The organism is Paludibacterium purpuratum, assembly GCF_004363805.1.
In the GTDB taxonomy this organism is placed as follows: Bacteria; Pseudomonadota; Gammaproteobacteria; order Burkholderiales; family Chromobacteriaceae; genus Paludibacterium; species Paludibacterium purpuratum.
Genome location: NZ_SNZP01000011.1, coordinates 37075 through 61932, shown reverse-complemented (window position 1 = coordinate 61932; position 24858 = coordinate 37075). Strand labels below are relative to the sequence as shown.

Here is a 24858-nt window from a genome sequence, read left to right as displayed (position 1 = left end):
CCGTGCAACGGCCGGCGGTATTCATCGCTCGAAACCATACGCCCGCTCGACACGACAGATCCGTGTGCGATAGGCCGCATACCACTTCTCCCGCCCCAGCCGTTGCGCCAGCAAATGCTCGACATCCGCCTTCCAGCGTTGGATAGCCGCCAAGTCGAACCAATAAGACACCGTGATGCCCCGCCCTAGCGAATCGCGCGCGCTTTCCATACCGAGGTAACCCGGTATCTCGGCCGCCAGTGCCGCCATGCGACGCGCCATATCGTCATAACCGTCGTCGTCGCTGGTACGCAGGCTGGTGAAAACCACCGCGTAATACGGCGGCGTTGGCGTATCGGCAAAAAAATCGGCCATCATGTCGTCAGTCCGCGCGCCGCAGCGGCCGAGGGCGCTTCGGTATGCAAAAATACCGTCAGCGTGTCCTTGGGCGGCGTCGCGCCGGCGGCGGCCAAGATGCGGCCGACCATGCCGCGATGATGACTGCTGTGGGTCACCAGATGGGTCAACATCTCGCCGCGCGTCATGCGCCCCGGCCGACCATCGACAAACACGAAATCCAGCTTTTGCGCCAGCGTGTCCGGCGACTGTGTGGCCAGATAGTCGACATACCAGCGTTCGCTGGCGCGCTGGGCTTGCAACAGCTCGGCCAAGTGTGGGGTTGCCGGCGTATTGAGCGCCTGGTAGCCATGCCGCACCCCCTGCAGGTTGGCCTGAAAAATCTGCTCCACCACCCAGACATGATTGAGAATGCGGCGCGCCGTTTCATCGTCGGCGGGCGCCAATCGCGCCTGGTGCGCCGCCAGCGCGGCAAACAAGTTTTCGTTGGCCCAGGCCTTGTAGCGCCATAGGGTGTGCATCAATGCCAGCATGGTCGTCCTCCTTGTCATGCCCGCAGTCTATTGCACACCGATCGCCAAATAATCCCGGTTACTGGAAATCGATTAATGAAATAAAATCAGCAATATGATCAGCACACAAACCGCCGAGCTGCTGGCGGTGCTGCAATTGCAGCAATGCGGCAACTTCACCCGCGCCGCCGAAGCGTTGGGGCTGACAGCCTCGGCACTGTCGAAAACGATAGATCGGTTGGAAAAGCGGCTAGGTACGCGTCTGTTCGAGCGCAGCACCCGCCGTGTCGTGACGACCGCCGACGGCGAGCGCTTTATCGTCCATGCACGGCGGATTGTCGAAGACCTGGCGGAAGCCGAGGCCGACCTGCGAGCCGGCCGCAATGTGCCGCGCGGCACCTTGCGCATCACGGTGGGTACCGCCTTCGGCAATCAGTTGCTGCTACCCGTCTTGCCGGACTTCATGGCGCAGTACCCCGAGGTGAGACTGGCCTTGTCGGTCACCGATCATTTGGTGGACGTCGCCGAGGCGGGCTTCGACCTGGCGCTGCGCCTCGGGCCGCTCGGATCGGTCGATCGGTTGGTGGCGCGGCAGATCACCGCGCTGCCGCGCAAGGTGTGCGCGGCGCCATCCTATCTTCGCCGCCATGGCACACCGGCGCACCCGGCCGAGCTGACGCGCCATCAGTGCCTGACGGTGGCCGATAGCGAAAGCGCCGACCAATGGCCGTTCATGATCGACCGGCAACGATGCTTGATCGACGTCGGCGCGCGCTTGAGCGTCGATAGCGCCGAATCGCTGCTTAGCCTGGCGCTCGCCGGTGGCGGCATCGTGCGCCAATCGGCTTTTCTACTGCAGCCGGCGCTCGATGACGGCCGGCTGTCGGAAATTCTGCTGCCCTGGCGCGCCGACGACACCCTGCCGCTCACCGCCTTGTATCCGCCGGGTCGGCAACATCAGGCCAAGCTCACCGCCATGCTCGATTTTCTGTCGGCGCGCTTCGGGACGGAAACGACGCGGTGTACGGATCGTCGTACGCCAAGTAGCTAGTGGGCGGACGCCAGGTATCGCGCGCCGAGGACATGCGGGAACATCAATCGAGAAAATCGCTGAAGGCGGCGGTCCGGGTCTGATTGCGACCGCTGGCCTTGGCTTGGTATAAGGCCTTGTCCGCCGAGCCATACAATTGCTCTGCGGTGCCGATTTCGGCATCGGTCGTCGCCAGTCCAATGGAGATGGTGACCTGCCCGAACGGCGAATCCTCGTGTCGAATCGCCAATGCCTCCACCGCCACGCGCAGCCGCTCGCCCACTTCGAACGCTGCGTCGGCATCCGAGATCGGCAACAGAACGGCAAACTCCTCGCCGCCGAAGCGGCACACGCAATCGGGCGCCCTTCTGACGGTATCGGCCAAAGCATTGGCAACCGTGCGCAGACATTCGTCTCCAAAAAAATGGCCGTAGCGGTCATTGTATTTTTTGAACCAGTCGACATCGATCAAAATCAGCGACAAGGGTTTACCGGAGCGCAGATGCCGCAGCCACTCCTGCGCCAGGATTTCATCGAAACGACGACGGTTGCCGACCCCGGTCAAGGCATCGGTTTTATTCAAAATCGCCAACTCTCGATTCGAGATCTCCAGCGCCTTGGCGTTCAGCCGCAGCGCCCGGTGAGCCGCAACCCAACTAAACACCAGTTGCACCAGCACAAAGGCGAATAAACCGACGCCCAACGCCATGCAGGCCCGCGCCGACCGACCGGCGAGGTTCACCCCGACCAGATGCCAACTACCCTGGGGATCCATCCAATCGACCGGAAAAACGACCAGCCGGCCCTGCCAGCCATCGCCTTCGACCCTGCCCAGCCGATCCACAGGCAGCACCTTGGGCCGGCTGTTCTTGAAGGCCGCCGCCGAACGTCTTATGCCGGCGGGGTTGGCGATTGGACCCGCCAACGGCAAGATCCGATAGCGCCAGTCGGGGAGATTGGAGGCGAAGATCACCCCTTCCGGCGAGACGATGGCAAAAGGATTGCTCTGCCGACTCAAGGCGGCATCGACCTCGCGAAAACCGATCTTGGCCACCAGCACACCGCTCGGGAGCGCCTGCCGGCGGTCGAGGATCGGCGCGGCAATATAGAAGCCCCGCTCGCCCGAGCGCGTCCCGACGGCCGCATACAGGGTCGGCATCCCGGCCATCGCGGCGGTGAAGTAGGGGCGAAAGGAAAGATCGCGCCCGACGCCGGGAATCGCGTGCGGCGGCGCATCGGGCCGCGGCACGAAGGCCGTCACAATGCCCGACTTATTCAAGACCATGATTTCTTCCAGCGAGAACTGCTGGACGACGTCGGTCAGCGCATTGTTGGCGCGCATGCCGAGCGGGGCGGAGCCTGTTGCGACATCGAAGATCGCTTGATTGGTTTTGCCGAGCGCCAACAACGCGCCCAGCACCAGCAGCTCGTCGTGGCCATTCGAGATATTTTGTGCCAGTTGCCGCGATTGCAGCGCGAATTGCTCGTCCGACTGCATATCGAAGAAATACTGCGCGTACAGCGATGACAGCACAGCGACCATCAGCGCCAAACCGACGCCAAGTAGCGTTTTCGATTTGATCCGACGCCACACTGGCATGGTACGTTCCTTCACGGTAGAACACGGCCAAGAACCTCGGCGGGGATGCTCGCACCTCGCCGCGGTCAATATTAGCTATAGCCGAAAACAGCCGCGTCGGCAGGGGGCGCGACTTATTCCCCGGCGCCCGAATCGATGGCTTCGCTGACCAGACCCTGCATCTGCTGCATCAGCCCACGCACTTGCGCCAGCACCACCGCATCGTTGCGCTCGTTTTCATTGTAGCTCTCGATAATGGCTTGCTGCATCAACCCCAAGACTTGTTGTAGCGTGCTCATGATCTCTCCTCCTATCCATCGCGTGGCCGTCGCGCTTTGCCAAAGCGCTGGGCTTACCCCTATATCGACCGAAATCGGCGCGGCTTCAGCACGACCCGCGACCTGATCGGCAGTTGTCGCCCGCGACGGCTTGGTGTAACTTTTTATGCCAAACAGATTTTTAGTCCGAAGGGATCGCCATGGGCATCATCACCTGCATCGAGGATCTGCGCCGACTGGCACAGCGGCGCGTCCCGCGCATGTTCTACGACTATGCCGACAGCGGATCGTGGACCGAATCGACCTACCGCGCCAACCAACTCGACTTGCAGGCGATCCGCTTGCGACAACGCGTCGCGGTCGACCTGAGCCGGCGCAGTACCGCCAGCGAAATGATCGGTCAGCCGGTGTCGATGCCGGTGGCGTTGGCCCCCACCGGCTTGACCGGCATGCAACACGCCGATGGCGAAATCCTGGCCGCGCGCGCGGCGGCGGCCCACGGCGTGCCGTTCACCCTATCGACCATGAGCATCTGTTCGATCGAGGATGTCGCCGCGGCCACTCGGCAGCCGTTCTGGTTCCAGCTCTACATGATGCGCGACCGCGACTTCATGGCGGATTTGATCCGACGCGCCAAAGCGGCGGGCTGCAGCGCGCTGATGCTGACCCTCGATCTGCAGGTGCTCGGACAACGCCACAAGGATCTCAAGAATGGCCTGTCGACCCCGCCTCGGCCGACCTTGGCCAATCTCTTGCATCTGGCGACGCGCCCGGGCTGGTGCCTCGGCATGCTCAGCACCCCGCGCCGCACCTTCGGCAATATCGTCGGCCATGCGCAGAATGTCTCCGATCTGCGCTCGCTCAGCGTCTGGACCGCCGAGCAGTTCGACCTGACGCTCAACTGGCGCGATATCGAGTGGGTACAGCAGCAGTGGGGCGGCAAGCTGATCCTCAAAGGCATTCTCGATGCGGAGGATGCCCGGCGCGCCGTCGACAGCGGCGCGGAGGCGCTGGTGGTTTCCAATCACGGCGGACGTCAACTCGATGGCGCCCCCTCCTCGATTGCCGCGCTGCCCGGCATCGTCCAAGCAGTGGGCGACCGAATCGAAGTTTGGATGGATGGCGGCATCCGCAGCGGCCAAGACGTCCTCAAGGCGCTTGCGCTGGGCGCGCGCGGCACGCTGATCGGCCGCAGCTTTCTCTACGGTCTTGGCGCGATGGGCGAGGCGGGCGTCGCACAATGCCTGGAGATCATCCGCAAGGAACTGGACACCACCATGGCACTGTGCGGCGTCACTCAGATCGAGCAGATCGACCGCAACGTCCTGTGGGGAGACGCGTCGGGGTCTTCGACCTCGTCCGCGTTTTCTTGAAGGCAGCCGGCCATACCGACCACCATGGCGGCGAGAAATGCCAGGCTAATGATTTCGAACATGATGCCTCCTACGACAAATAAGCGGTGTGCGAGACCGGCCGCTCAATGGCGGCGGGCCTGCCTGCGGGCATGCGCCCAGGCGACAAGACGGGAGAGCAGGGTAGGCCTGGTCGCGGTCGTCGACGGCACGCAGTCGTAGTGGTCGGGCAGAGAGGGTTGTTGTTGCTGAATATCGGACAGCAGCATGGCGTAATGCATGATCATCGCTCCTAGAAAATGCTCGGGAACGCGTGATCCGGATTCTGTTAGTCGATCACGCGCACCCCATGACAGAAAACCTGTGGGGTATCGGACTTCGATCGCCATCGGGGGGCATGGCGGCTCCTTTCGCTAGCGGACAACGGTTCAAATGCAAAGGCATGGACAATGCGGCGCCCTGGCGACGATAAAGGCAAAAAGCCAATCGTCGACAAGCCCGACGTCGGGAAAACATCAGCGGGAGGCACAAAGGGTAGAGCGGGATGTGCGCACCGTCTGCAATCGGCAAGACGGCGGCGGGTAAAACGCGCGGGGTCTTGCCTGGTTAATCGTTCCGTTCGTCAGGGTGACGACTTCGACTGTCCAAGGCAGTTGCTCCAAAAATCGATTTTCTTATTCTATGACATCAGGATTTAAAATCAACCGATAACCGCCATAAAAATGGCCCTTACTGGCCGTTCGGTCATGCCGCCGGCTGCGGCGCACAAACCTCCCACAGACAGCCGCGCAACCAGCGGTGCGCCGGATCGGCATCGAGCCTCGGGTGCCAGAGCATGGCAATGGTGATGTCCGCCATGGGGAACGGCAACGGGAAACTCGCCATGTCGGCGCGCAGATTGCCGGTATGGCGCTCGGGCACCGTGGCGATCAGATCCGAAGCCCGCGCCAGCGCCAACGCGGCGGAAAACCCGCCGACCACCGTCGCGATCTCGCGAGTCAGACCAAGCGGTTTCAATGCCTCGTCCATCGGCCCATGATCGAGCCCCCGGCGCGAGACCAGGATATGCCTGCCGGCGGCGTAACGGGCCGGGGTGAGTTCGCCCTGGCTCAACGGATGCCCCGGGCGCACAACGCCGATGAAACGGTCGCGGAACAACGCCCGCGTGCGGACTTCGGGACTGGTCGTATTACCGACGACGCCGGTATCCAGATCGACCGAGCCATCGCGTAACGGCGTGCTGTCTTTATCGGGTTTCAGCACAAAGCGCAGCCGCACGCCAGGCGCTTGTTCGCCGACGCGCGCGAGGAGGTCGGGTCCGAAATTTTCCACAAAGCCATCGCTGGTGCGCAGCGTAAACGTCCGCACCAACTGCTGGAGATCGAGCGTCTCGGCGGGACGCAACGCAGCCTCGGCTTCCCGCACCAGCGGGCCGACCCGCGAGCGCAATTCGAGCGCGCGCGGCGTGGGCACCAGGCCGCGCCCGGCCCTGACCAAGAGCGGATCGCCCGTCGCCTCGCGCAGTCGCGCCAACGCCCGACTCATGGCCGAGGGACTCAGCCGCAGCCGTTGTGCGGCACGCGCCACGCTGCCCTCGGCGAGCAAGGCATCCAGCGTGATCAGTAAATTGAGATCAGGTATCGACATGCATCCACCATAGCACGACTCGCCGGCGATATGGCGTCATATGCAGGTATAAAGTGCAAACGATGCGTCTTCCGCCATGTCAGCGAAGGACCTACGCTTCAGACTGACCTATCTCGGAATCGCCACCCATGAAATCCACCGCGCAATCCATCGCGGCCGAACCCGGCCGCACGCCACTGGCGCCATCGGTACGCTGGGCGCTGGCCAGCCTATCGCTATCCATGCTGATGCCGTCGCTCGACACCAGCATCGCCAATGTCGGCTTACCGACATTGGCGCAAACGTTCTCCGCGTCGTTCCACGCCGTGCAGTGGATCGTGCTGGCCTATCTGCTCGCCATCACCACCCTGATCGTCGGCGCCGGCCGGCTCGGCGACATCGTCGGCCATCGGCGGTTGTTGTTGATCGGCATTGTGCTGTTCACGACGGCCTCGCTGCTGTGCGGCATCGCGCCCACACTGTGGCTGCTGATCGCCGCCCGGGCGGCGCAGGGGGTCGGCGCGGCCATCATGATCGCCCTCACCATGGCCTTGGTGGGCCAGACGGTGCCAGCGGCGCGCACCGGCAGCGCCATGGGGCTGCTCGGCACGATGTCGGCGATCGGCACCACGCTCGGCCCCTCGCTCGGCGGCCTACTGATCGCCGGGCTGGGCTGGCGGGTCATCTTCCTGGTGAATATCCCGCTGGGCCTGATGAATTTCCTGCTCGCGCAACGTTACCTGCCGCGCGACCAACGCAAAACGCAAAGCGCCCGGGCCCGCATCGATGTGGTCGGGACGCTGCTGCTGGCGCTGACGCTGGCGGCTTACGCGCTCGCCATGACGATCGGCCACGGCCGCTTCGGCGCCCTCAATATGGCGTGGCTAGCGGCGGCCGCCGTCGGCGCGATCGCCTTTGTGTTTGCCGAGTCGAAAACCGCGGCCCCCTTACTCCGACTGCCGATGTTCCGCGATCCGACGCTAAGCGCGGGTCTGGCCATGAGCGCGCTCGTGGCGACGGTGATGATGGCGACCCTGGTGGTCGGCCCCTTCTACCTCTCCCGCGCCCTCGGGCTCGCCCCGGCTTTGGTCGGACTCGCCATGTCGGCCGGCCCGCTGGTGGCGGCACTGACCGGCGTGCCGGCCGGCCGCATCGTCGATCGCTTCGGCGCCCAGCGCATGACCCGCTGCGGACTGATCGGCATGATCGCCGGCTTGTCCGCGCTCGCCATGCTGCCGGCAACCGTTGGCGTGGCCGGCTACCTCGCGCCCCTTGTTCTGGTCACCGCCAATTACGCGCTCTTCCAGGCCGCCAACAACACCGCCATCATGACGGACATCGGCCCGGATCGACGAGGACTGGTTTCCGGCATGCTCAACCTGTCGCGCAATCTCGGCCTCATCACCGGCGCCGCCGTCATGGGCACGATCTTCGCGCTGGCCACGGCGACGGTCGACATCTCGTCCGCACCGCCCGCGGCCATTGCCGGCGGTATGCGCTTCACCTACGCCATCGCGGCGCTACTGATAGCGGTCGCGCTGGCCATCGCAACGGGCGGCCGGGTGCTAGCGCACAAGGCGGGGCAAGCGTCACGGGGTTGAGCGCCAGCCCCTCAACGCTGAGCAAAATTTTGCTCAATTAACCACCATATCATTGTTATTTGAGCAAATATCTGCTCAGAGTAGTGCCATGAATCTCACTATTCAGATTTCCCTGGACAGCACTTGGCATGATGCCGCAACGTTGATCATTCCAAATCCGGAACTCGGCCACCAGGGCCCTATGCAGCTTGGCTACGATATGCCTTCTGCGCTGGATCGGATATAAGGGTCGAGGCAGGTCCTTCGACAAAGCCGCCATCGCCATCGAATGGGTAAAACGCGACTTGCTTAACATTGCCTTTGGCAATAGCGACAACCATGGCCGCAATACCGCCATTATCAAGCGGCCTGGCGGCATCGCACTTTCACCGATTTATGACTTCGCGCCGATGAAGGCCGACCCCGAAGGAGTGACGCGCACGATAACCTGGGGATCGCCTCTGGAAGAAGGCGGTCGCTTTGATTGGATCGGTATCGCCGATCAACTCCAGGAGCTGGTCGCACCTGACCGCTTACTCCAGGAATTGGGTGTGCTCGCCAGGCAACTCTACGGATTGCGCGATCGCCTCTCTGCCCGCGGCGTACCCGAACGCATACTCAATATGCCGGCCATGGGTTTTAGTTACCTCGACAACAAACTGGAAAGCTGGAATCTGCCATGAAAAACCTGTCGCCTATCGAGCGGGAAAATCGCTTGGCAGAGCTGCTGACTCAGTTGATGTCCGGCACGATTACAGAGGGAAAGCTATTGCGCACGCTGCGCAAAGAGGTGCTGGGACTGTCACAGGAACAATATTCGAAGCTGGTGGGCATTAGCCGGCGCACGCTGTCCGATTTAGAGCTGGATCGGGCTAGCCCATCATTGGCACTGCTCAACGCTTCTCTGCGTCCGCTCGGCCTTCAGGTCGGCATATTGCCTCGAGACCCAAGCTTGCGCAGACGATTGTTCGAGCAGCGCGATACCGTCCCGCCTTCAAATTGAGGTCGACACACCGTCGGGTTTCAGCATCCGGCGGCAGACATAATCGACGAAGGTTCTGATTTTCGGGCTGTCGTGCCGGCTGGACGGCCACACGGCCCAGAAGGTGCCGCGCTGCGGCAGGCAGTCGCTCAACACGCTCGTCAGACTGCCCTGGGCCAGCAGATCCCGCACCAGGAAATCCGGCAAATACGCCAGGCCCAAGCCCAGGCACGCGGACTGGATCAGCGCTTCGATGCTGTTGCAAACCAGCGTTGGGGGGATGTGGCCGGCGTCGGGCGAAAGCGCCCAGGGCTGCAGCTTGCCGGTGGTGGGAAATTTATAGTGCAGACAGGCATGCAGGGCCAGATCGGCGGGCAACCGAGGGACACCCCGCCGCTCGAAATACTCCGGCGAGCCCACGATGCAAAAACCGAACGGCGCGATCGTCCGCGCCTTCAGCCTAGAGTCGCGTAGTTGGCCGCTGCGGATCACCACGTCCAGGCCTTCTTCGATGACATCCACCAGCCGGTCGTTGAAATCCAAGTCGAGCGACACCTCTGGATACTGCCGCATGAACTCGCTCAGTATCGGCATCAGCATGCGGTAGCCGATCAGCGGCAGACTGACGCGCAGCTTGCCTTGCGGCGCCTCCCGCGTGCGCGTGATGGCGTGCTCGGCCTCCGCCAGGTCGGCCAAGATCCGCTGGCCGCTGATCAAGAACGTTTCCCCCTCGGCGGTCAGGTGCAGATGGCGCGTACTACGCTGCAACAGACGAACGCCCAAGCGCTCTTCCAAACGCGACACGCTTTTACCGACCGCTGACGCCGACAAGCCCAGCAGCCGGCCGGCGGCGACAAAGCTGCCGCTTTCGGCCGTGCGCACGAAAGCCAGCAATCCGTTCAAGTTCTCCATGCGATTCGATCCAATTTGTCCGTTATGAACGGCAATGAGCGTTATTTTTTTCCTCTATCGAGCAATTTAGCATGGTGCCCCAGGAGAAATCATCTTCGTTCTAATCAAGGAAAATCCATGACTACTTCGCCAACCTTATCGCGAACCCTGGCCTTGCTATCGGTCTGCCTGGCCGCATTGGCCATGCCGTTGTCGTTTACGGCACCGGCCATCGCCATGGCGAGCATCCGGCATGCGCTGGGCGGCAGCCCGGTGGCCCTGGCCTGGGCAACCAATGCCTTCATGCTGGGTTTCGGCGCCAGTTTGATGGCGGCCGGCACGCTGGCCGACCGCTGGGGCCGGAAACGTTTGTTTCTGCTGGGTTCGGCACTGTTCTCGCTGACATCGCTGGGACTGACCGTCGCGCCGGATCTGCTGGCGTTCAATCTGCTGCGTGCGTTACAGGGCCTGGGTGCCGCGGTGGCGTTCGCCGCCGGGCTGGCCGGTCTGGCTCAGCGCTTTGCCGAAGCGGAACGTCTGCAGGCATTCAGTTGGATCGGCACCACCTTCGGCATCGGGCTGGCCTTCGGGCCGATGCTGTCCGGCTTTTTGATCGACGCAGCAGGTTGGCGCGTCATTTTTTGGGCACCGGTGGCGCTGACGGCCTTGGCCTTCCTGCTCGCGGCACGGAGTTGGGAAGAGTCGTCCGACCCCGCCGCGCGCCTGGATGTGCCCGGTCTACTCGGCTTCACCGCGTCGTTGGCGATGCTGACCACCGCGCTACTCTGCCTGCCGGATTGGGGCTGGGCGTCCGGTCGCTTCCGACTGGCCATGCTGGCCTTCCTGCTACTGTCCGCCCTGTATGTGTGGCAAGCGCTGCGGACGGCTCGGCCGATGCTCGACCTGCGGCTGTTCCGCTACCCGCGCTTTGTCGGCGTGCAGACCTTGGCCGCGGCGCCGGCCTATGCCTTCGTGGTCCTGCTGGTATTGCTGCCGGTACGCCTGGTCGGCATCGAGGGCATTAGTCCGCTGGACGCCGGTCTGGATATGATGTGGATGTCGTTGCCGATGCTGGTACTTCCCCTTGCCTCGGCCCGGCTCAGCCGCCGGGTGCCGGCCGCCATGCTGTCGGCGGGAGGACTGCTGCTGTGCGCGCTCGGTTTGTGCCTATTGGGCAACACGGTGCATATCGACGGTAACGGCACGGCTCAGTTGGCCATGATGCTCATCGGTATCGGTATCAGCTTTCCCTGGGGGGTGATGGACGGACTGGCGGTCAGTGTGGTGCCGGTGGAGCGGGCCGGCATGGCCGCCGGCATTTTCAGCACCACGCGGGTCGCGGGCGAAGGCGTCGCACTGGCCGTCGTCGGCGCAGCGCTGGCTGGGCTGATTCACGCGCGCCTGCCGGATGGCGCCGGCAGCGCGGCCGCACAACTGGCCATGGGCAATCTCGCGGCGGCGGCGTCCGGGCTGCCGGGACTATCGCGGGCAGCGCTGACCATCGCCTATGCGCAATCCTTTCAGCTGCTGGTCTACGGCCTGGCCGGCATGACCACGCTGACGGCCTTCACCATCTACCTGTTCCTACGCACCCGCGCGGCTGCCGCCTCGTGTGCAGGGGAACCGATCTGATTGGCAAACAAGCCGTTTCATGCACGCCCCTTCCCCCGGCCAAAGTCGGGAGAAGGGCATGGCACGTCTAACAACCCATCAGATGGGTTTGTTTTGCGGGTGCGCCACCGCTTGTTTGGCGGCCAATTTGGCCTCCAGTTTGACGGCCTGGCGGTCGCCATGCATGGCTTCCTGGGCGGTTTGCGCGGCCGTCTCGGTCAACTCTTGCAAGGCGGCGCGGCCGGCATTGCTGATATTTACCTTGTCGACGACCGGCTGATTGGCGCTTGACGAGGCGGTGGATTCCGTTTTGGTCGTCGAGGCGTCGCCCGTTGCCGCGGTGGCAGAGGCGGTGTCGGCGGTTTTGGCGGGGCTGCCACTCTGGTCGGCACCGCCGACTCTCGGCTGCAATACCGAAGTAGGCAGCACCTGCTGCTGACCAACGGGTGAAATACTCATGATGATGCTCCTTCCACAAGGAATGGCTACCAAGTACGCAATCGTACTCATCAAACATATCGTCCAACAAATCAATAACTTGATAGACGATGCTGCATTAAGTTTCCGTTGAACGATATCCGGTCGAAATGGCGTCGTCGCTTGGCGGCGTTTTGCCAAGCGGTATCGCCACCGACACGGTCAAACCCAGTTTCGCCGTCACATCCGTCCAATCGAGTTCGACTGTCGCGCCCATGCGCTCGGCCATGGCCCTGACAATCGACAAGCCCAGGCCGGAACCGAACTGGTCGTTACCCAATACGCGATAGAAAGGGTCGAAGACCCGCTCGCGCTCGGCGGGCGGAATACCGGGGCCGTTATCGCCCACTTGCAAGACCGCCAGGCCGGGCTTGAGCAAGATCGCCAGATCCACCGTGCCGCCTGCCGGGGTGTAGCGAATGGCGTTGTCGACCAGATTCTTGACCAGCGTCGTCAGATCCTGCGCATGGACAGGCAGCAAGACGTCCTGCCCGCCCGCCACGCCAAGATCAATGTGCTTATCCAGCGCGAGCGGCATCAGGTCTTCCAATACCTGGCGAAAGACCTGCATGGCCGATACCTCGCCTGCCGCATCGACGGTATCGCTTTGCACTCTCGCCAGCATCAGCAGTTGATCCAGCAATTTACGCCCGCGCTCGATCCCCTGTTGCAAGTTGGCGAGACGGTCACGGGCATCGGGCGACATTTCCGCATCGGCCAGGCGGCCGGCTTGTAACGATAGCGCCGTCAGCGGCGAGCGTAATTCATGGGCCGCGTCCGCCACGAAACGCCGTTGTTGTGCCATCGCGTCGGCGACCCGCTGCAACAGACGATGGATGGCCAAGACGAACGGACGGATTTCCGTGGGGAGACGATCTTCGTCAACCGGGGGCAAGGCCGTATCGGCGCGGCGGTCGATTTCCGCCGAAAGTCGCGTGACCGGATGAAAGACCGTGCGGATCAGCACGCCCACCACCACCAGCAACACGGGAACCAGCACCAGGAAGGGCAACAAAGTGCGTAATGCGCTGTCTCGGGCGATTTCATCCCGCATGCCGGTTTCCTGCGAAACGGCGATCCGGCCGCCTTGCGCCATGCTACGAACCAGGACGCGATACGATTCGTGATCGATCCCTAGCGTATGAAAACCATCCGCCAGCGCGACAGGCAAGGGAAGTGGCGCGCCATGCAAGGCTGAGACGGCTGGGGGGCTATTCGATAGCCATTGCACAATCACGCGCGACTCTTCATCGCTTTCGTTCGCATGCGCCTTATCGGGCAGGCCCGTCATCTTGAGGCGTGATTGCTCCAGCAGTGCGGCAATCTGGCGCAAGGTGTCATCCTGCAGCTCATGGGCCTCGTCAAATGCCGAAACGAAGGAACTCGCCCCCGCCGCCAAGGCGATGGCCAAAATCGACAGGGATAGCCAGACGGAGAGCCGAAACTGGATAGACGCCCTCAGACGCTTTTTGAAACCATCCATCCCAGCCCCCTGACGTTCTTGATGGTATCGCTGCCCAGCTTGCGGCGTAGCGCATGGATCAGATACTCCACCGCATTGCTTTCGACTTCTTCCCCCCAGCCATAAATGCGTTCTTCCAGTTGTCCGCGCGACAGGATGGCGCCCGGGCGCAACAACAGCGCGGATAACAAGGCGAACTCCCGGCTGCTCAGTTGCACCGGGTCGCCGCCTTTGAGCCGCGCTTCTTTGGTCACCGTATCCAAAGACACGGTGTCGTTACCCAACAGGGCGGAGGAGGAGCCCCCCTTGCGGCGCAACACCGCGCGCATGCGTGCCAGCAGCTCGGGCATGTCGAAGGGTTTGACGACATAGTCGTCGGCGCCGCCATCCAGCCCGTGCAGGCGATCCGAGAGCCCATCGCGCGCCGAAACGATCACCACCGGGATCGGGTCGTCTTTGGCACGAAGGATCGTCAGGACTTCCAGGCCGCCCTTGCCGGGTAAACCGAGATCCAGCAATACCAGGTCGTAGCACTGCTGCTGCAGCGCCGAAAGCGCCGACTGGCCATCGCAAACCCAATCCGCGGCATATGAGGCATCCTTCAGCGCGGCCTGGATGGCTTCGCCGATCATCCGGTCATCTTCGACCAACAAGACACGCATCGCTCCCCCCCGCTATCGACACCATGCCGCAGTTCACGCTTGGCCTTGCAACATGTCAAAGGTTTTCAGCAGATTCTGCATGGCGGCATGGCTGGCTTGCTGTACCGGGGTGTCGGCACGCAACGTTTCGAGGGCGCGGTCAATGGCCTTGTCGAGTTGGTGCCAGTCGGCCGGCGCCCGAGGCTTCAGGCCGGCTTCCGCGGAATCCCAGGCGATTTCCAGATCGCGGATGCGGGTTTTGGCCGCAGGCAGATTGCCCCGATCGACGAGCGAGGACACCTCGGCGCTAATGTGGCGGAAGCTTGCCAGATCGCCCAGTGCCGAAGCGACATGCCGGCTGGCGGGCGCTGCCGACGTTGCCGCAGCGGCGGCATGTTCCGTGCTAGCCGCCGGCTTCGAACAGCCGGATAGCACCGCCACACAGCCCAGGGCCAGAACCAGTAGTCGGCCTGTCAGACGGCGGGAAGAGGAAAATCGGATTGGCATGATCTCTCCAGCCTGTTATTCAACCGCCTCGAAGGCATTGCTCGTCGCGAAATCGCGTTGTTGCATGGCCACCAGTAACACGATGCTCGCCAGGAACAGCCCACTGGTCCACATCGCTCCCATTCCCAGCCCACCGTACTCGCGGGCTTGGGTCAGCAAGTCCCCCAGCGAGGCGCCGAACGGCCGGGAGAGGATGTAGGCTATCCAGAAGGTCAGCACCGCATGGCATCGCAAACGCCACGCCAACCAGGCAAGACCAATCAGGATGCCAAAGATCGCGACCCCAAGCACAAAGCCCAGGTTCAAGGCCTCGGTCGCCAAGTCGCCCGCCGCCGTCCCCAACGCGAAGGTGCACAGAATCGCCGACCAGTAGAACCACTCGCGCCTTCTGGTGTTGACCGCGTTGATGGACAGGGTGCCCTCGATGCGATACCAGACCGCGAAAATGGCGATCAGCAAGACCGCGAACACGGCGGTGCTGACATACAAGCTGATTCCCCAGCCATCCGTCAGCAAATCGGTAATCTGGGTACCGACGATACTGACCAGCACGACGGTCAGCCAGTACGCCCAAGGAGCGAGACGCTTGCCGCGTAGTTGTAGAAACAAGGCCAGCGCCAGCAACGCGCCCATGACGCCCCGAGTGACGTTCTGACCCCAGCCGGCGTTCACGGCCAGGAAGTCGGCACCGGTTTCGCCGACCGTGGTCGACAGAATTTTGATGATCCAGAACGATAAGGTCGCCTCGGGCACCTTGTTCAGGCAGTGACGCCAGTCCGTGGCGGAAACCGTCTCCATATCGCCTCCTTGCAAAAGGGAAAATCCACGCATGATTAATGTTGCACCCAGCCGCCGGCGATCAATCGGGCAAACAGCAGGCGGTGCAGGTTGATCGAAAACCGAAACAACGACGGCAAATAAAGGAAAGCCCAGCTGGCCGCCAGCCAGGCTGCACAAGCCGAAACGGCGAGGGCTCCCGCCATATCGAGCGGGAAATGCACGCCCAGATAAATTCGAGCCCAGGCAACCGGGATGGCCAGCACGGCGAGCACGCCGCCAACCAGGCGGAAACCGCGGTAATACAGCAAGCTGAAGGCCATGCTGCACATCACCGTCATGTGATCGCTCGGAAACGACGAATCGGCCGCATGAGGCAAGAAGCTGTGGCCAAGGCCGATCATGAACGGCCGGGGGTGCGGCCAAACCAGCCCGATCAGTTGATTGACCGAGAGCGCTAGCAGCGTCGCGGTGGTGGCAACCAAAAACACCCTGCGAGTGTGGTCGCTTCCGCGTAACCAACCGACTACCAGTAACACGGGCACGATCCAGATCATTTTGTCTGCGCACAAAGTGGCAATCGACAAGAGGAACGGATCCGGTTGCGCGGGTGCGTTCATCCAGAGAAACAAAGCCTGGTTCAGCGATTCCATCGGTTTACCTATCGACCGCGGCGAACGTTGAACTGACGAGGAAAAGCTTGCTGAAACGGGACATCACGGTACTCCACATCGCAAAGACGCAAATCGATGTGGTGAAGCATAGAAGGGGAAACTTAGCTGACACTTAGGCTGAAGGTCCAAAACATCGCCGTGTTGTGTGTCGGTATCTGCAACCGGATAGGAAAAGGGGCCAGGCCTCCCTTGTTGCACGCTCTGCCGGCTTTCGGCTCGAACCTGCAACAAGGGAAACCCGACCCCCAAAGTGCGCACGTCCCAGGATCAGCCCGGACGCCGACCCTTCATGTCAGCAACTGCTTCTCCAGCTTCAATACACGCTTGATCTGGCCACGGGTCCAGGGACTGTTGGCGGCGTATTGCGCGCAAACCTGCGGATGCGTGTCGCTGCCGACCACGCGGAACATCCCCTGATATTTCCAAGTGGTGGTGCTTTCCTTGATGAAGACCGGAATCGCCCCGTCCTGACGCGCCAGTTGACCGGCTGCGGCGCGTTCCGGCGGGTTGGCACCGCACAGAATGACCGCGGGCGCCTCCGGATTCAGGTCCTGACGCAGGCATGCCGCCACGACCTTGCCATTCTTGCGCGGCAAGTACGACTGCTTGTTGCCGCCGACGACCAAGTGGATTTCTTCTCGGCTATAGCTCTTACCCTTTTCGAACATGGATCTCTCCGTGAATATCCGCGCGGCCACAGCCCCTTGCCATGGCCATCCGCGGAACGAGCGCACGATATCCGATCCGATATTAAAAACGGATAAAAGCGGGAAAACCCGGACAAAAGGGACAGGCAGACGGGGCGGTATCAGCCCGGATACTGCTCGTTGCCGACCGGCTCCATCCAGGTTACGGCCGAACCGTTCTGTTGCTCCTGAATCGCGATATGGCTCATGGCCGTTGCCGGCGCTGCGCCATGCCAGTGTTTGACGCCGGCCGGAATCGTCACCACATCGCCGGGGCGAATGGTTTCAATCGCGCCGCCTAAATGCTGCACACGTCCGCAACCCGCGGTCACGATCAACGTTTGTCCCAACGGATGGGTATGCCAGTTGGTACGTGCCCCGGGTTCGAAGGTCACCAGCGCCCCGGAGGCCGCCGTCGGTTGCGGTGCCACGAATTGCGGGTCGACACGCACGGTGCCGGTGAACCACTCGGCGGGGCCCGCGTAAGAAGCTTGCGATCCGGCGCGAGCGATCGTCACCGCCAGGGTCGCCGTTTCTGAGGCGATAGCCATGATTTCTCCAAGGAAGTATCGATTGATCAAGTATTGCGTTTTGCCTCGCCCAGCCACTTCACGATGGCCGGATCGCGGTGGTCGAAGAAGGCGCTGACACCCTTGTCCAGGGTGGCGATGGCCGCCATGTCCTCCGGCCCCAACTCGAAATCGAAAACATGAAAATTCTCCGCGATCCGCGCGGGACGAATCGATTTCGGAATGGCGACCACACCGCGTTGCAGCAGCCAGCGCAACACGACCTGGGCAATCGACTTGCCATGGCGGGCGGCGATGGCACCCAGTACCGGATTGGCGAACAGATCGTTGCGCCCTTCGGCAAACGGCCCCCAGGATTCGATCTGCACACCGTGCTCGCGCAAGAACTGCGCCGTCGCGATCTGTTGGCAGAACGGATGCGCTTCGATCTGGTTCACCGCCGGGACAATGCGGTTATGCACCATCAGATCCATCACCCGATCCGGATGGAAATTGCTGATGCCAATCGCACGGATGCGACCGGCTTCGTACAGCTCCTCCATCGCCCGCCAGGCGCCATGCACATCGCTATAGGGCTGATGGATCAAATAGAGATCGAGATAGTCGAGCTGCAAGCGGGCGAGCGAGCGCTCGAACGCACGCAGGGTCTTTTCATACCCCGCATCGGCAAGCCAAAGTTTGGTCGTGATAAACAACGACTCGCGCGCAATCCCGCTACGCGCAACGCCTCGGCCACGCTCTCCTCGCACTCGCTATCGTTGCCCATCTGATAAACGCCGAAACCCAGCATGGGCATCTCGACACCATTATTAAGCGTCGTGGTTTGCATCCTCTTACCTCCAATTCGGTGACTCCCCGATGGGAGCGCTTGTCATTGCACAATTCGTCGCCGTTTTACCGGACGACAGGTTTGCGGCCGCCAGCACCGGGCCGTGTTTGCCGGCGGAATGCGCCTCGCCCATTACAGCGCGCTTCGCAGAATGGCGGTCACGACATCGCGCGGATAGGTTTCGGCCACGCCGAAATAGCGCGCATTGCCCAACACGTTGTCGATGGTGGCCGGCAGATCGGCCTCGGCGATGCCCAGTTGCGACAACCGTGTCGGCGTGCCGATCTTGTCGAACCACTGCTCCAGCGCCGCAATGCCTTCCTCGGCGGTTCTTCGATTGAAAATCGTGCGGGCGAAGCGCTCGAATTGCGCCGGGTTTTTCGTGTGGTACCAGCGCATCCAGGCCGGCATCACCACCGAAAGCCCCGCGCCGTGCGGCACGTTGAATAGCGCCGACAACGCGTGTTCGATCATGTGGTTGGGATAGCTGAACCCCGAGGTGCCGGAATAGATCAGGCCATTGAGCGCCTGGGTAGCGGCCCAGGCGAACTCGGCGCGTGCCGCGTAATCGGCCGGGTTATCCAGCAGGATCTCGGTGGTTTCGATCACTGTGGCGACAATGGCTTCGACCATGCGCGAGTGAAAGCGCGGTTGCACGGTCGCGGTGAAATAACCTTCGATGGCATGGGCGATGATGTCGGCCGCGGAGTACACCAGGTAATCGCGCGATACCGTCTGCATCAGCGCCGGATTGATGATCGACACCTTGGGAAAGCTATGAACGGAGTGAATGGCGAACTTTTCCCGGGTGGCATCGTTCGTCACCACGGCGCCGCTGTTCATCTCGCTGCCGGTCGCCGCCAGCGTCAGGATGTCGAAGACCGGTAAAGACGCGTCGATGCTGCCCTTGCCGATGAACAGATCCCAGACATCACCCTGGTACAAGGTGCCGGCGGCAATCGCCTTGGCGCTATCCAGCACCGAACCGCCGCCGACGCTCAAAACCGCGTCGACCCGGTACTGGCGAGCCATGGCAATCGCCTCGCGCACTTTCGAGATAACCGGATTGCTGACGATGCCGCCGAATTCGACCAACTGGATATCGTGCGCTGCCAGACTGCGTTCGATCGCCGCCCATAGCCCATCGCGCTTGATGCGATCGCTGCCGTAACAGAGCAACACCTTTTTAATGCCGTACTCCGTCAGATATTGGCCGATGTGTTGCTCTTTGCCGGTACCGAATTCGACCCGGGTCGGGTTGTAGAAAGTAAAGTTGTCCATGCGAAGTCCTTTGCGGAAGCTCTGAATAAGGCTGATGGACGGTACTTTAGCGCCTGGATAAACATCGAACTACCGACATATAATTTGAATTATTTACAACTAAAAGATGCGAATCGCGTCGGAAAGCGGTTGGAATGTCGATCAACGAATTGCGCTCCATCACCACTTTTGTCCGTACCGCCGAGTTGGGTAGCTTGAGCCGGGCAGCTCAAGCGCAACAAATTTCGCCGCAGGCCGCCAGCAAGGCACTGGGTCAATTGGAGCAATTCCTCGGTGTGCGCTTATTCCATCGCACGACCCGCAGTATGTCGCTGACCGAAGAAGGACAACGCTTTCTCGAGGCGGTCCACCCGGCATTGGATGGCCTGCAATACGCCCTGCTGGCCGCCCGGCAGACCCGGGAGGATCTGGCCGGCCCGTTGCGCATTGTCGGTCCGCGCACCGTCCTGCAGTCGATCATCGGCCCGGTACTCAACGAATTCTGCCGCCTCTACCCCGAGGTGCAGCCGAACGTCCAGTTGGACGACCGCATCGGCAACTGGGTAGAGGATCGCATCGACGTCGGTTTTCGGCTGGGCAACACCCCGCAGGAAGGGCTGGTGGCACGGCGGCTGTTTCCCATGCAACTGATTATCTGCGCCGCCCCCGACTATCTGCGGCGCCATGGCGTCCCCCAAAGTCTGTACGAATTGAGTTCGCATCGCTGCAGCGCATTCTGCCGCCCCGATAACGGACGCGCCGTGCCGTGGCGCGTGAAAGTCGGCGACGGCACTCAGGATCAGCTCATCAACCCGGCGTTCAGCACCAACGACGAGACGCTGGAGCTGCACGCCGTCCTCGCCGGCGAAATCATCGGTCAGCTCGCCGCCCCGACGGCGGCGCCATGGATTCGCTCGGGCCGCCTCGTCCCCCTGCTACTGCAGCATATGGCCGATCATTACAACCTGTATCTCTATTACGGCAGCCGCAGCGCCCAGCCCGCCCGCGTGCGGCGCTTCATCGATCTGGCCGTCGAGCGACTGACCGACAATGCCGACTTCGTGCTCGGCCATGACGAACTGATCGGCGCGGCAGCCAAAGCCGAAGCGGTGGGCAATGACAAATAATTGCCTTGCTCTTTCTGGCTAAGTTAAAATCATAGCAACGCTCGATGATCGAGCGCCCTTCTTTTCCCTTTGCGTAAGGCTTGCATGTTGGAGATTGCAGCAATCCGATAACGCAGACCTGTTCTCCAGGCTGTCCGTTATCAATATGCCCATAGCCGGTGGCGCCCGCAGCGCGGCGACCGCCTGTTTTGCCATGTGATTGCCGGATCGAAATCCAATATGAATATCTCCAAGCCGGAGCAAAGGACTCTCCACGTCCTCGCCAAAGGTGGCCGCATCGTCCATATCCGCGACGAAGCGGGCCGTATCGCGACTGTCGAATGCTATACCCGCGAAGGATACCTGCTATCCGACTGCACCCTGCTTGTGTTTCAGAAGCTCAGAACCAAGCACCTGATCAGCTCGAAACAAAGCCAGCCCTATCTGATCACCAAGTCGGGCCTGCGAGCCGTGCGCTCGCAGCTCGACAATCAATGACCGCCTCGTTCATGAATGCAGAAAGCAAATCGATGACCATTACCCTCAGGCAAGAACAATCCGCCGATTGCCAAGCCATTTTCGAGCTGACGCGCACGGCTTTTCTCACAGCGCCGCATACCAGCCATACTGAGCAATTCATCGTGGATGCGCTGCGCCACAGCGGCCAACTCGCCTTGTCGCTGGTGGCCGTGGATGGCGACCACTTGGTCGGCCATGTCGCGCTATCGCCTGTCGAGCTCTCGACGGGCGCATCGGGTTGGTATGGCGTGGGCCCCATTTCCGTGGATCCCGGTAGACAGCGACAAGGTATCGGCAGCCTGCTGATGCGCCAGGCGCTGAACTGGTTGCAAGCGCAGCATGCTGCCGGCTGCGTGCTGGTGGGAGACCCGGGCTATTACGCGCGTTTTGACTTCTTCGCTCACCCGGACCTGATTTTTCCGGGGATTCCGGCCGAGTATTTCCTGATACAAGCATTCGGCGGGTCCATACCGAAAGCCACGGTGGCCTTCCACCCGGCCTTTTCGGCAATCGCGTAGGGGAAGGCATCGCGGCTCAAGCTGCTCCTACGAAGGATGTGGGAGCGGCTTGAACGCCGTCCTGGCCGGCACGGTATACGTCTGAGCAGACGTGGGTCACGCCCCTCGCCGCAGCAACGAAAATGCCGCCAGTTCCCATTCGCGGAAGGCCACCACCATGGCTATGCCGTGGCGTTTCGATAGCGGTACGGCAAGGCTTTCGAGGTGTAACTCGGCAAAGCGTTGCCGTAGACGTTTGATTTCCGCGTGCATGGCGGCACAAGCGGTCTCGGTCAGCATGCCGTGGGAGAAGTCGATAATCTGATCCCGCCCGGTAAAATCGCTTCGCAAAAAATCGCCCAAGCCGGCATCGAAGAAAAACGATCGAATCGGCCCTTTGGGTTGCCAGTCGAAATCCCGGGCCACCTGGAGACGCACGCGGTTATTCGGCAAAAGGGCAATCAGTCCCAGTCGATCCAGCCGCACAAGGCGTTCAATACATTCGGCCTCCGTGAGCCGATAAACACCGACAATGTCCTGCAGTTCCCACTGGTTCAATACGCAAACCGCAACCAGCAATAATCGCGGATCGGACACCAGCTCGCGTTCCTGCGCCTCGGTCAGCATATGCAACCGCTTTTCGCTCAGCATCGCATCCTGCGCCAGCTCGGCAAGCGTGAAGCCGAGCAAATTGCTGATTTGCACCAGGCGTTCTACGGTGAAACGATGCGATGCGAACATGCGCTTTACGCCTGGTTCGGATAAGCCGATATCGGCTGCCAAATCCCGGTAGGTCATACCCTGGCGCTTCAAATGTCGTTTGATCGCACTGACTAAATGTTCGGTCTCTGTCATGGCTAAAGTATATAAATGCGATACCATTTATATATTATTAATATGCTTTTCCTTGGAGAGTATATTTTTATTTTGAAACATTGCATGCTGTTATTTTTTCAAGGCCGTCAGCGTTATGTTGAAATTCATTTTGCGCATCATTCTGCGCCCCCTATTCCGCATCCGCGTCGCCGGGGACGGTACGGCGTTCGCTAACGAGCGCACGCTGATCGTGGCAAACCACGAGTCCTTTATCGATGGCATCCTGCTCGCCTTATTCCTGCCGGTCGATGCCACATTCGTGATCCATACCAGCGTGGCCGCCAACCCGTTTTTCGCGCTGCTGCTACGGCACGTCCGGCATCTGGCAGTCGATTCGACCACCCCGCTGTCGATGAAGCTGATCGTCAAGCTGGTCGAAAGCGGGGCGCCGGTCGTGATCTTTCCGGAAGGAAGGCTGACGGTCACCGGCTCGCTGATGAAGGTCTACGACGGCGCCGCCTTCATCGCGGCGCGCAGTGCCGCCACCATCGTGCCCGTGCGCATCGAAGGCACCGGGCGCAGTTATTTTGGGCGGCTATCCGGCATCTACCCGCTCAAACTATTTCCCAGGATCACCATCTCGATCCAGCCGCGCCGCCAGATCCCCATGCCCGATCTGCCCTCGGCCAAGCTGCGCCGCCGCCGCGCCGGCGAACTGATGCGGGACATCCTGCTCGACATGCTGGTGGCGACCCGGCCGCAGCGCACGCTGTACCAGGCATTTCTCGATGCGCGACACACCTTCGGTTCGCGCTACAAACTGGTGGAGGATGTACGGCTAAAAGAAGAGTCGTACGGCTCCTTGCTCAAGATGACGCTAGCGTTGTCGCGCTTGATCCGCCGCTTCAGCGACGAGCATGAAGTCGTCGGCGTCATGACGCCGAATGCCGCGCCTTCGCTCGGGTTGATCTTGGCGCTGAGCGCGCAGAATCGCATCCCGGCGATGCTCAACTATACCGCCGGTGTGGAAAGCGTGCGTGCCGCGCTCCATACCGCACGCATTCGCACCATCGTCACCTCGCGCGCCTTTGTCGAAAAAGCCAAACTGGCCCCGCTGCTCGCGCAGTTATCCGATGTGAGCATCCTTTATCTGGAGGACTTCAAAGCCCGTTTTGGCCTGGCCGACAAACTGTGGGTCCTGTGGCACAGCCAATTTCCGCGTCTGGCCGAGATAGCGCAGCAGCCGGACGATGACGCCATTGTGTTGTTCACTTCCGGCTCGGAAGGCAAGCCGAAGGGGGTGGTTCACTCGCACGCTTCTTTGCTGTCCAACGTCGCGCAAATCCGTGCGGTGGCCGACTTTACGCCGCTGGATAAATTCATGATGGCCTTGCCGCTGTTCCACTCGTTCGGGCTGACCTGCGGTGCGATTCTGCCGCTGGTCTCCGGCTGCAAGGTCTTTCTCTACCCCAGCCCACTGCATTACCGCATCATCCCGGAGCTCACCTACGACCGGAACTGCACCGTACTGTTCGGCACCTCGACATTCCTGGCCCATTACAGCCGTTTCGCCCATCCATACGATTTCGGCCGCTTGCGCTATGTGGTTTCCGGCGCGGAAAAACTGTCCGAAAGCGTTCGACACACCTGGATCGACAAATTCGGCATCCGCATTCTGGAAGGTTATGGCATCACCGAGTGCGCGCCGGTGGTGGCCGTGAACGTCCCGATGGCTTGCCGCAACGGCAGCGTGGGCCAACTGGTGCCCGGCATGCGGCATTATTTGGAACCAGTGCCGGGGATCGAAGTCGGCGGCGCGCTGCACGTACAAGGCCCGAACATCATGAAAGGCTATCTGCTGCATGATCGGCCCGGCGAAATTCAACCGCCGCAATCGCGCGGACCCGGTTGGTATGCCACCGGCGATATCGTGCACATCGACGACGAGGGCTTCGTCCATATCCTGGGTCGTGTGAAACGCTTCGCCAAGATCGCCGGCGAAATGGTGTCGCTGGAGATCGTCGAACAAATCGCCGCCAGCGCCGCGCCGGGCTTCATGCATGCCGTCACCACCCGCACGGATCAGGCGAAGGGCGAAGCGCTGGTGCTGTTCACCACGGCGACGGACATCGCCCGCGAGGCCCTGGGCGCGGCGGCCAAAGCCCTGGGCGCCCCTGAACTGGCCATCCCGCGCAACATTCACCAGGTGGAGGCCATCCCGTTGCTGGGTTCGGGTAAAGTCGATTATGTCAGCCTGAAAAGCATGGCCGAAGCGCTGGCCGCCCGATAACCGCCCGCTA

General features: G+C 61.7%; 29 protein-coding genes. 11 read left to right on the top strand and 18 right to left on the bottom strand.

What is annotated here, in order from left to right:
- Positions 1-21: 21 nt before the first annotated feature.
- Both DFP86_RS13760 and DFP86_RS13755 read right to left on the bottom strand, forming a co-directional pair.
- Positions 22-357 carry an antibiotic biosynthesis monooxygenase family protein gene (locus DFP86_RS13760; RefSeq protein ID WP_243729399.1) on the bottom strand — a complete coding sequence of 112 codons (336 nt, stop codon included), beginning with the start codon at positions 355-357 and terminating at the stop codon, positions 22-24.
- Entirely contained in the window at positions 354-869 is a 516-nt protein-coding gene (locus DFP86_RS13755; RefSeq protein WP_133682186.1) for a DinB family protein, read from the bottom strand. Before DFP86_RS13755 ends, DFP86_RS13760 begins: the two co-directional genes overlap by 4 nt.
- Before the next feature lie 94 nt (positions 870-963).
- On the opposite strand from DFP86_RS13755, the gene DFP86_RS13750 reads away from it, so the two are divergent.
- Positions 964-1899, top strand: coding sequence for a LysR family transcriptional regulator (locus tag DFP86_RS13750; protein ID WP_133682184.1), 936 nt, complete (start codon positions 964-966; stop codon positions 1897-1899).
- Positions 1900-1942: 43 nt separating this feature from the next.
- Here the strand turns inward: DFP86_RS13750 and DFP86_RS13745 are convergent, their stop codons facing one another.
- Entirely contained in the window at positions 1943-3478 is a 1536-nt protein-coding gene (locus tag DFP86_RS13745) for a GGDEF domain-containing protein (RefSeq protein ID WP_133682182.1), read from the bottom strand.
- A gap of 113 nt (positions 3479-3591) precedes the next feature.
- A complete protein-coding gene (locus DFP86_RS19355) occupies positions 3592-3756 on the bottom strand; it encodes a hypothetical protein (RefSeq protein ID WP_166642277.1) in 165 nt (54 codons plus the stop codon).
- Between the two features lie 179 nt (positions 3757-3935).
- Between DFP86_RS19355 and DFP86_RS13740 the strand changes: the two genes are divergently transcribed.
- On the top strand, positions 3936-5108 hold the full coding sequence (locus DFP86_RS13740) for an alpha-hydroxy acid oxidase (RefSeq protein WP_133682180.1): 1173 nt from the start codon (positions 3936-3938) through the stop codon (positions 5106-5108).
- Positions 5109-5212: 104 nt separating this feature from the next.
- On the opposite strand, the gene DFP86_RS19350 is transcribed toward DFP86_RS13740, so the two are convergent.
- Both DFP86_RS19350 and DFP86_RS13735 read right to left on the bottom strand, forming a co-directional pair.
- Positions 5213-5368, bottom strand: a complete 156-nt coding sequence (locus tag DFP86_RS19350) for a hypothetical protein (protein ID WP_166642276.1) — start codon at positions 5366-5368, stop codon at positions 5213-5215.
- Positions 5369-5831: 463 nt separating this feature from the next.
- Positions 5832-6734: a LysR family transcriptional regulator gene (locus DFP86_RS13735; protein WP_133682178.1), complete on the bottom strand. Its 903-nt coding sequence runs from the start codon at positions 6732-6734 to the stop codon at positions 5832-5834.
- A gap of 128 nt (positions 6735-6862) precedes the next feature.
- On the opposite strand from DFP86_RS13735, the gene DFP86_RS13730 reads away from it, so the two are divergent.
- The 4 genes from DFP86_RS13730 to DFP86_RS13720 all read left to right on the top strand — a co-directional run bounded on the left by DFP86_RS13730 (position 6863) and on the right by DFP86_RS13720 (position 9296).
- Positions 6863-8314 (top strand): MFS transporter, encoded by a 1452-nt coding sequence (locus DFP86_RS13730; RefSeq protein ID WP_133682176.1) that lies wholly within the window; start codon positions 6863-6865, stop codon positions 8312-8314.
- An 88-nt stretch (positions 8315-8402) separates the two neighbouring features.
- Positions 8403-8540, top strand: coding sequence for a hypothetical protein (locus tag DFP86_RS19475; RefSeq protein WP_208108344.1), 138 nt, complete (start codon positions 8403-8405; stop codon positions 8538-8540).
- The gene (locus DFP86_RS13725; RefSeq protein WP_279526901.1) at positions 8503-8976 is read left to right on the top strand and encodes a HipA domain-containing protein; all 474 of its coding nucleotides are present in this window, start codon (positions 8503-8505) and stop codon (positions 8974-8976) included. Before DFP86_RS19475 ends, DFP86_RS13725 begins: the two co-directional genes overlap by 38 nt.
- A complete protein-coding gene (locus DFP86_RS13720; protein ID WP_133682173.1) occupies positions 8973-9296 on the top strand; it encodes a helix-turn-helix transcriptional regulator in 324 nt (107 codons plus the stop codon). The genes DFP86_RS13725 and DFP86_RS13720 overlap by 4 nt, the downstream gene beginning before the upstream one ends.
- On the opposite strand, the gene DFP86_RS13715 is transcribed toward DFP86_RS13720, so the two are convergent.
- Entirely contained in the window at positions 9288-10187 is a 900-nt protein-coding gene (locus DFP86_RS13715; protein WP_133682170.1) for a LysR family transcriptional regulator, read from the bottom strand. The two genes, DFP86_RS13720 and DFP86_RS13715, sit on opposite strands and share 9 nt — an antisense overlap.
- A 117-nt stretch (positions 10188-10304) precedes the next feature.
- Between DFP86_RS13715 and DFP86_RS13710 the strand changes: the two genes are divergently transcribed.
- The gene (locus DFP86_RS13710) at positions 10305-11798 is read left to right on the top strand and encodes an MFS transporter (RefSeq protein WP_133682168.1); all 1494 of its coding nucleotides are present in this window, start codon (positions 10305-10307) and stop codon (positions 11796-11798) included.
- A gap of 78 nt (positions 11799-11876) precedes the next feature.
- Here DFP86_RS13710 and DFP86_RS13705 read toward each other — a convergent pair whose 3' ends face one another.
- The 10 genes from DFP86_RS13705 to DFP86_RS13660 all read right to left on the bottom strand — a co-directional run bounded on the left by DFP86_RS13705 (position 11877) and on the right by DFP86_RS13660 (position 19641).
- A complete protein-coding gene (locus tag DFP86_RS13705; protein WP_133682166.1) occupies positions 11877-12236 on the bottom strand; it encodes a hypothetical protein in 360 nt (119 codons plus the stop codon).
- A gap of 97 nt (positions 12237-12333) precedes the next feature.
- A complete protein-coding gene (locus DFP86_RS13700; protein ID WP_133682164.1) occupies positions 12334-13737 on the bottom strand; it encodes an ATP-binding protein in 1404 nt (467 codons plus the stop codon).
- The gene (locus DFP86_RS13695; RefSeq protein ID WP_133682162.1) at positions 13713-14378 is read right to left on the bottom strand and encodes a response regulator transcription factor; all 666 of its coding nucleotides are present in this window, start codon (positions 14376-14378) and stop codon (positions 13713-13715) included. The genes DFP86_RS13700 and DFP86_RS13695 overlap by 25 nt, the downstream gene beginning before the upstream one ends.
- A 33-nt stretch (positions 14379-14411) precedes the next feature.
- Positions 14412-14864 (bottom strand): hypothetical protein, encoded by a 453-nt coding sequence (locus tag DFP86_RS13690; protein WP_133682161.1) that lies wholly within the window; start codon positions 14862-14864, stop codon positions 14412-14414.
- Positions 14865-14879: 15 nt separating this feature from the next.
- Positions 14880-15662, bottom strand: a complete 783-nt coding sequence (locus DFP86_RS13685) for a COG4705 family protein (RefSeq protein WP_133682159.1) — start codon at positions 15660-15662, stop codon at positions 14880-14882.
- Positions 15663-15697: 35 nt separating this feature from the next.
- A complete protein-coding gene (locus tag DFP86_RS13680) occupies positions 15698-16294 on the bottom strand; it encodes a phosphatase PAP2 family protein (protein ID WP_133682157.1) in 597 nt (198 codons plus the stop codon).
- Positions 16295-16602: 308 nt separating this feature from the next.
- Positions 16603-16983: a DUF6697 family protein gene (locus tag DFP86_RS13675; RefSeq protein ID WP_133682155.1), complete on the bottom strand. Its 381-nt coding sequence runs from the start codon at positions 16981-16983 to the stop codon at positions 16603-16605.
- A 140-nt stretch (positions 16984-17123) separates the two neighbouring features.
- Complete coding sequence (locus DFP86_RS13670; RefSeq protein ID WP_208108342.1) at positions 17124-17552, bottom strand: (R)-mandelonitrile lyase; 429 nt, start codon at positions 17550-17552, stop codon at positions 17124-17126.
- 26 nt (positions 17553-17578) lie between these two features.
- A complete protein-coding gene (locus DFP86_RS13665) occupies positions 17579-18280 on the bottom strand; it encodes an aldo/keto reductase (protein ID WP_279526900.1) in 702 nt (233 codons plus the stop codon).
- Between the two features lie 212 nt (positions 18281-18492).
- Complete coding sequence (locus DFP86_RS13660) at positions 18493-19641, bottom strand: iron-containing alcohol dehydrogenase (protein ID WP_133682153.1); 1149 nt, start codon at positions 19639-19641, stop codon at positions 18493-18495.
- Between the two features lie 134 nt (positions 19642-19775).
- On the opposite strand from DFP86_RS13660, the gene DFP86_RS13655 reads away from it, so the two are divergent.
- From DFP86_RS13655 to DFP86_RS13645, 3 genes are all read left to right on the top strand, one after another.
- Complete coding sequence (locus DFP86_RS13655; protein WP_208108341.1) at positions 19776-20747, top strand: LysR family transcriptional regulator; 972 nt, start codon at positions 19776-19778, stop codon at positions 20745-20747.
- A gap of 219 nt (positions 20748-20966) precedes the next feature.
- Complete coding sequence (locus DFP86_RS13650) at positions 20967-21224, top strand: YjhX family toxin (protein WP_133682151.1); 258 nt, start codon at positions 20967-20969, stop codon at positions 21222-21224.
- 11 nt (positions 21225-21235) lie between these two features.
- Positions 21236-21763, top strand: a complete 528-nt coding sequence (locus tag DFP86_RS13645; RefSeq protein ID WP_243729398.1) for a GNAT family N-acetyltransferase — start codon at positions 21236-21238, stop codon at positions 21761-21763.
- A gap of 96 nt (positions 21764-21859) precedes the next feature.
- On the opposite strand, the gene DFP86_RS13640 is transcribed toward DFP86_RS13645, so the two are convergent.
- On the bottom strand, positions 21860-22597 hold the full coding sequence (locus tag DFP86_RS13640) for a helix-turn-helix domain-containing protein (RefSeq protein ID WP_133682147.1): 738 nt from the start codon (positions 22595-22597) through the stop codon (positions 21860-21862).
- Positions 22598-22712: 115 nt separating this feature from the next.
- On the opposite strand from DFP86_RS13640, the gene aas reads away from it, so the two are divergent.
- Positions 22713-24848, top strand: coding sequence for a bifunctional acyl-ACP--phospholipid O-acyltransferase/long-chain-fatty-acid--ACP ligase (aas, locus tag DFP86_RS13635; RefSeq protein WP_133682145.1), 2136 nt, complete (start codon positions 22713-22715; stop codon positions 24846-24848).
- Positions 24849-24858: the final 10 nt, after the last annotated feature.

Coding starts and splice junctions, on each gene's coding strand:
- DFP86_RS13745 (WP_133682182.1), bottom strand. CDS start 3,478: ATGCCAGTGTGGCGTCGGATCAAATCGAAAACGCTACTTGGCGTCGGT.
- DFP86_RS13690 (WP_133682161.1), bottom strand. CDS start 14,864: ATGCCAATCCGATTTTCCTCTTCCCGCCGTCTGACAGGCCGACTACTG.
- DFP86_RS13640 (WP_133682147.1), bottom strand. CDS start 22,597: ATGACAGAGACCGAACATTTAGTCAGTGCGATCAAACGACATTTGAAG.
- DFP86_RS13735 (WP_133682178.1), bottom strand. CDS start 6,734: ATGTCGATACCTGATCTCAATTTACTGATCACGCTGGATGCCTTGCTC.
- aas (WP_133682145.1), top strand. CDS start 22,713: ATGTTGAAATTCATTTTGCGCATCATTCTGCGCCCCCTATTCCGCATC.
- DFP86_RS13660 (WP_133682153.1), bottom strand. CDS start 19,641: ATGGACAACTTTACTTTCTACAACCCGACCCGGGTCGAATTCGGTACC.
- DFP86_RS13740 (WP_133682180.1), top strand. CDS start 3,936: ATGGGCATCATCACCTGCATCGAGGATCTGCGCCGACTGGCACAGCGG.
- DFP86_RS19355 (WP_166642277.1), bottom strand. CDS start 3,756: ATGAGCACGCTACAACAAGTCTTGGGGTTGATGCAGCAAGCCATTATC.
- DFP86_RS13760 (WP_243729399.1), bottom strand. CDS start 357: ATGATGGCCGATTTTTTTGCCGATACGCCAACGCCGCCGTATTACGCG.
- DFP86_RS13650 (WP_133682151.1), top strand. CDS start 20,967: ATGAATATCTCCAAGCCGGAGCAAAGGACTCTCCACGTCCTCGCCAAA.
- DFP86_RS13755 (WP_133682186.1), bottom strand. CDS start 869: ATGCTGGCATTGATGCACACCCTATGGCGCTACAAGGCCTGGGCCAAC.
- DFP86_RS13710 (WP_133682168.1), top strand. CDS start 10,305: ATGACTACTTCGCCAACCTTATCGCGAACCCTGGCCTTGCTATCGGTC.
- DFP86_RS13700 (WP_133682164.1), bottom strand. CDS start 13,737: ATGGATGGTTTCAAAAAGCGTCTGAGGGCGTCTATCCAGTTTCGGCTC.
- DFP86_RS13645 (WP_243729398.1), top strand. CDS start 21,236: ATGAATGCAGAAAGCAAATCGATGACCATTACCCTCAGGCAAGAACAA.
- DFP86_RS13695 (WP_133682162.1), bottom strand. CDS start 14,378: ATGCGTGTCTTGTTGGTCGAAGATGACCGGATGATCGGCGAAGCCATC.
- DFP86_RS13705 (WP_133682166.1), bottom strand. CDS start 12,236: ATGAGTATTTCACCCGTTGGTCAGCAGCAGGTGCTGCCTACTTCGGTA.
- DFP86_RS13715 (WP_133682170.1), bottom strand. CDS start 10,187: ATGGAGAACTTGAACGGATTGCTGGCTTTCGTGCGCACGGCCGAAAGC.
- DFP86_RS19350 (WP_166642276.1), bottom strand. CDS start 5,368: ATGCATTACGCCATGCTGCTGTCCGATATTCAGCAACAACAACCCTCT.
- DFP86_RS13675 (WP_133682155.1), bottom strand. CDS start 16,983: ATGTTCGAAAAGGGTAAGAGCTATAGCCGAGAAGAAATCCACTTGGTC.
- DFP86_RS13680 (WP_133682157.1), bottom strand. CDS start 16,294: ATGGAATCGCTGAACCAGGCTTTGTTTCTCTGGATGAACGCACCCGCG.
- DFP86_RS19475 (WP_208108344.1), top strand. CDS start 8,403: ATGAATCTCACTATTCAGATTTCCCTGGACAGCACTTGGCATGATGCC.
- DFP86_RS13750 (WP_133682184.1), top strand. CDS start 964: ATGATCAGCACACAAACCGCCGAGCTGCTGGCGGTGCTGCAATTGCAG.
- DFP86_RS13730 (WP_133682176.1), top strand. CDS start 6,863: ATGAAATCCACCGCGCAATCCATCGCGGCCGAACCCGGCCGCACGCCA.
- DFP86_RS13720 (WP_133682173.1), top strand. CDS start 8,973: ATGAAAAACCTGTCGCCTATCGAGCGGGAAAATCGCTTGGCAGAGCTG.
- DFP86_RS13685 (WP_133682159.1), bottom strand. CDS start 15,662: ATGGAGACGGTTTCCGCCACGGACTGGCGTCACTGCCTGAACAAGGTG.
- DFP86_RS13655 (WP_208108341.1), top strand. CDS start 19,776: ATGTCGATCAACGAATTGCGCTCCATCACCACTTTTGTCCGTACCGCC.
- DFP86_RS13670 (WP_208108342.1), bottom strand. CDS start 17,552: ATGGCTATCGCCTCAGAAACGGCGACCCTGGCGGTGACGATCGCTCGC.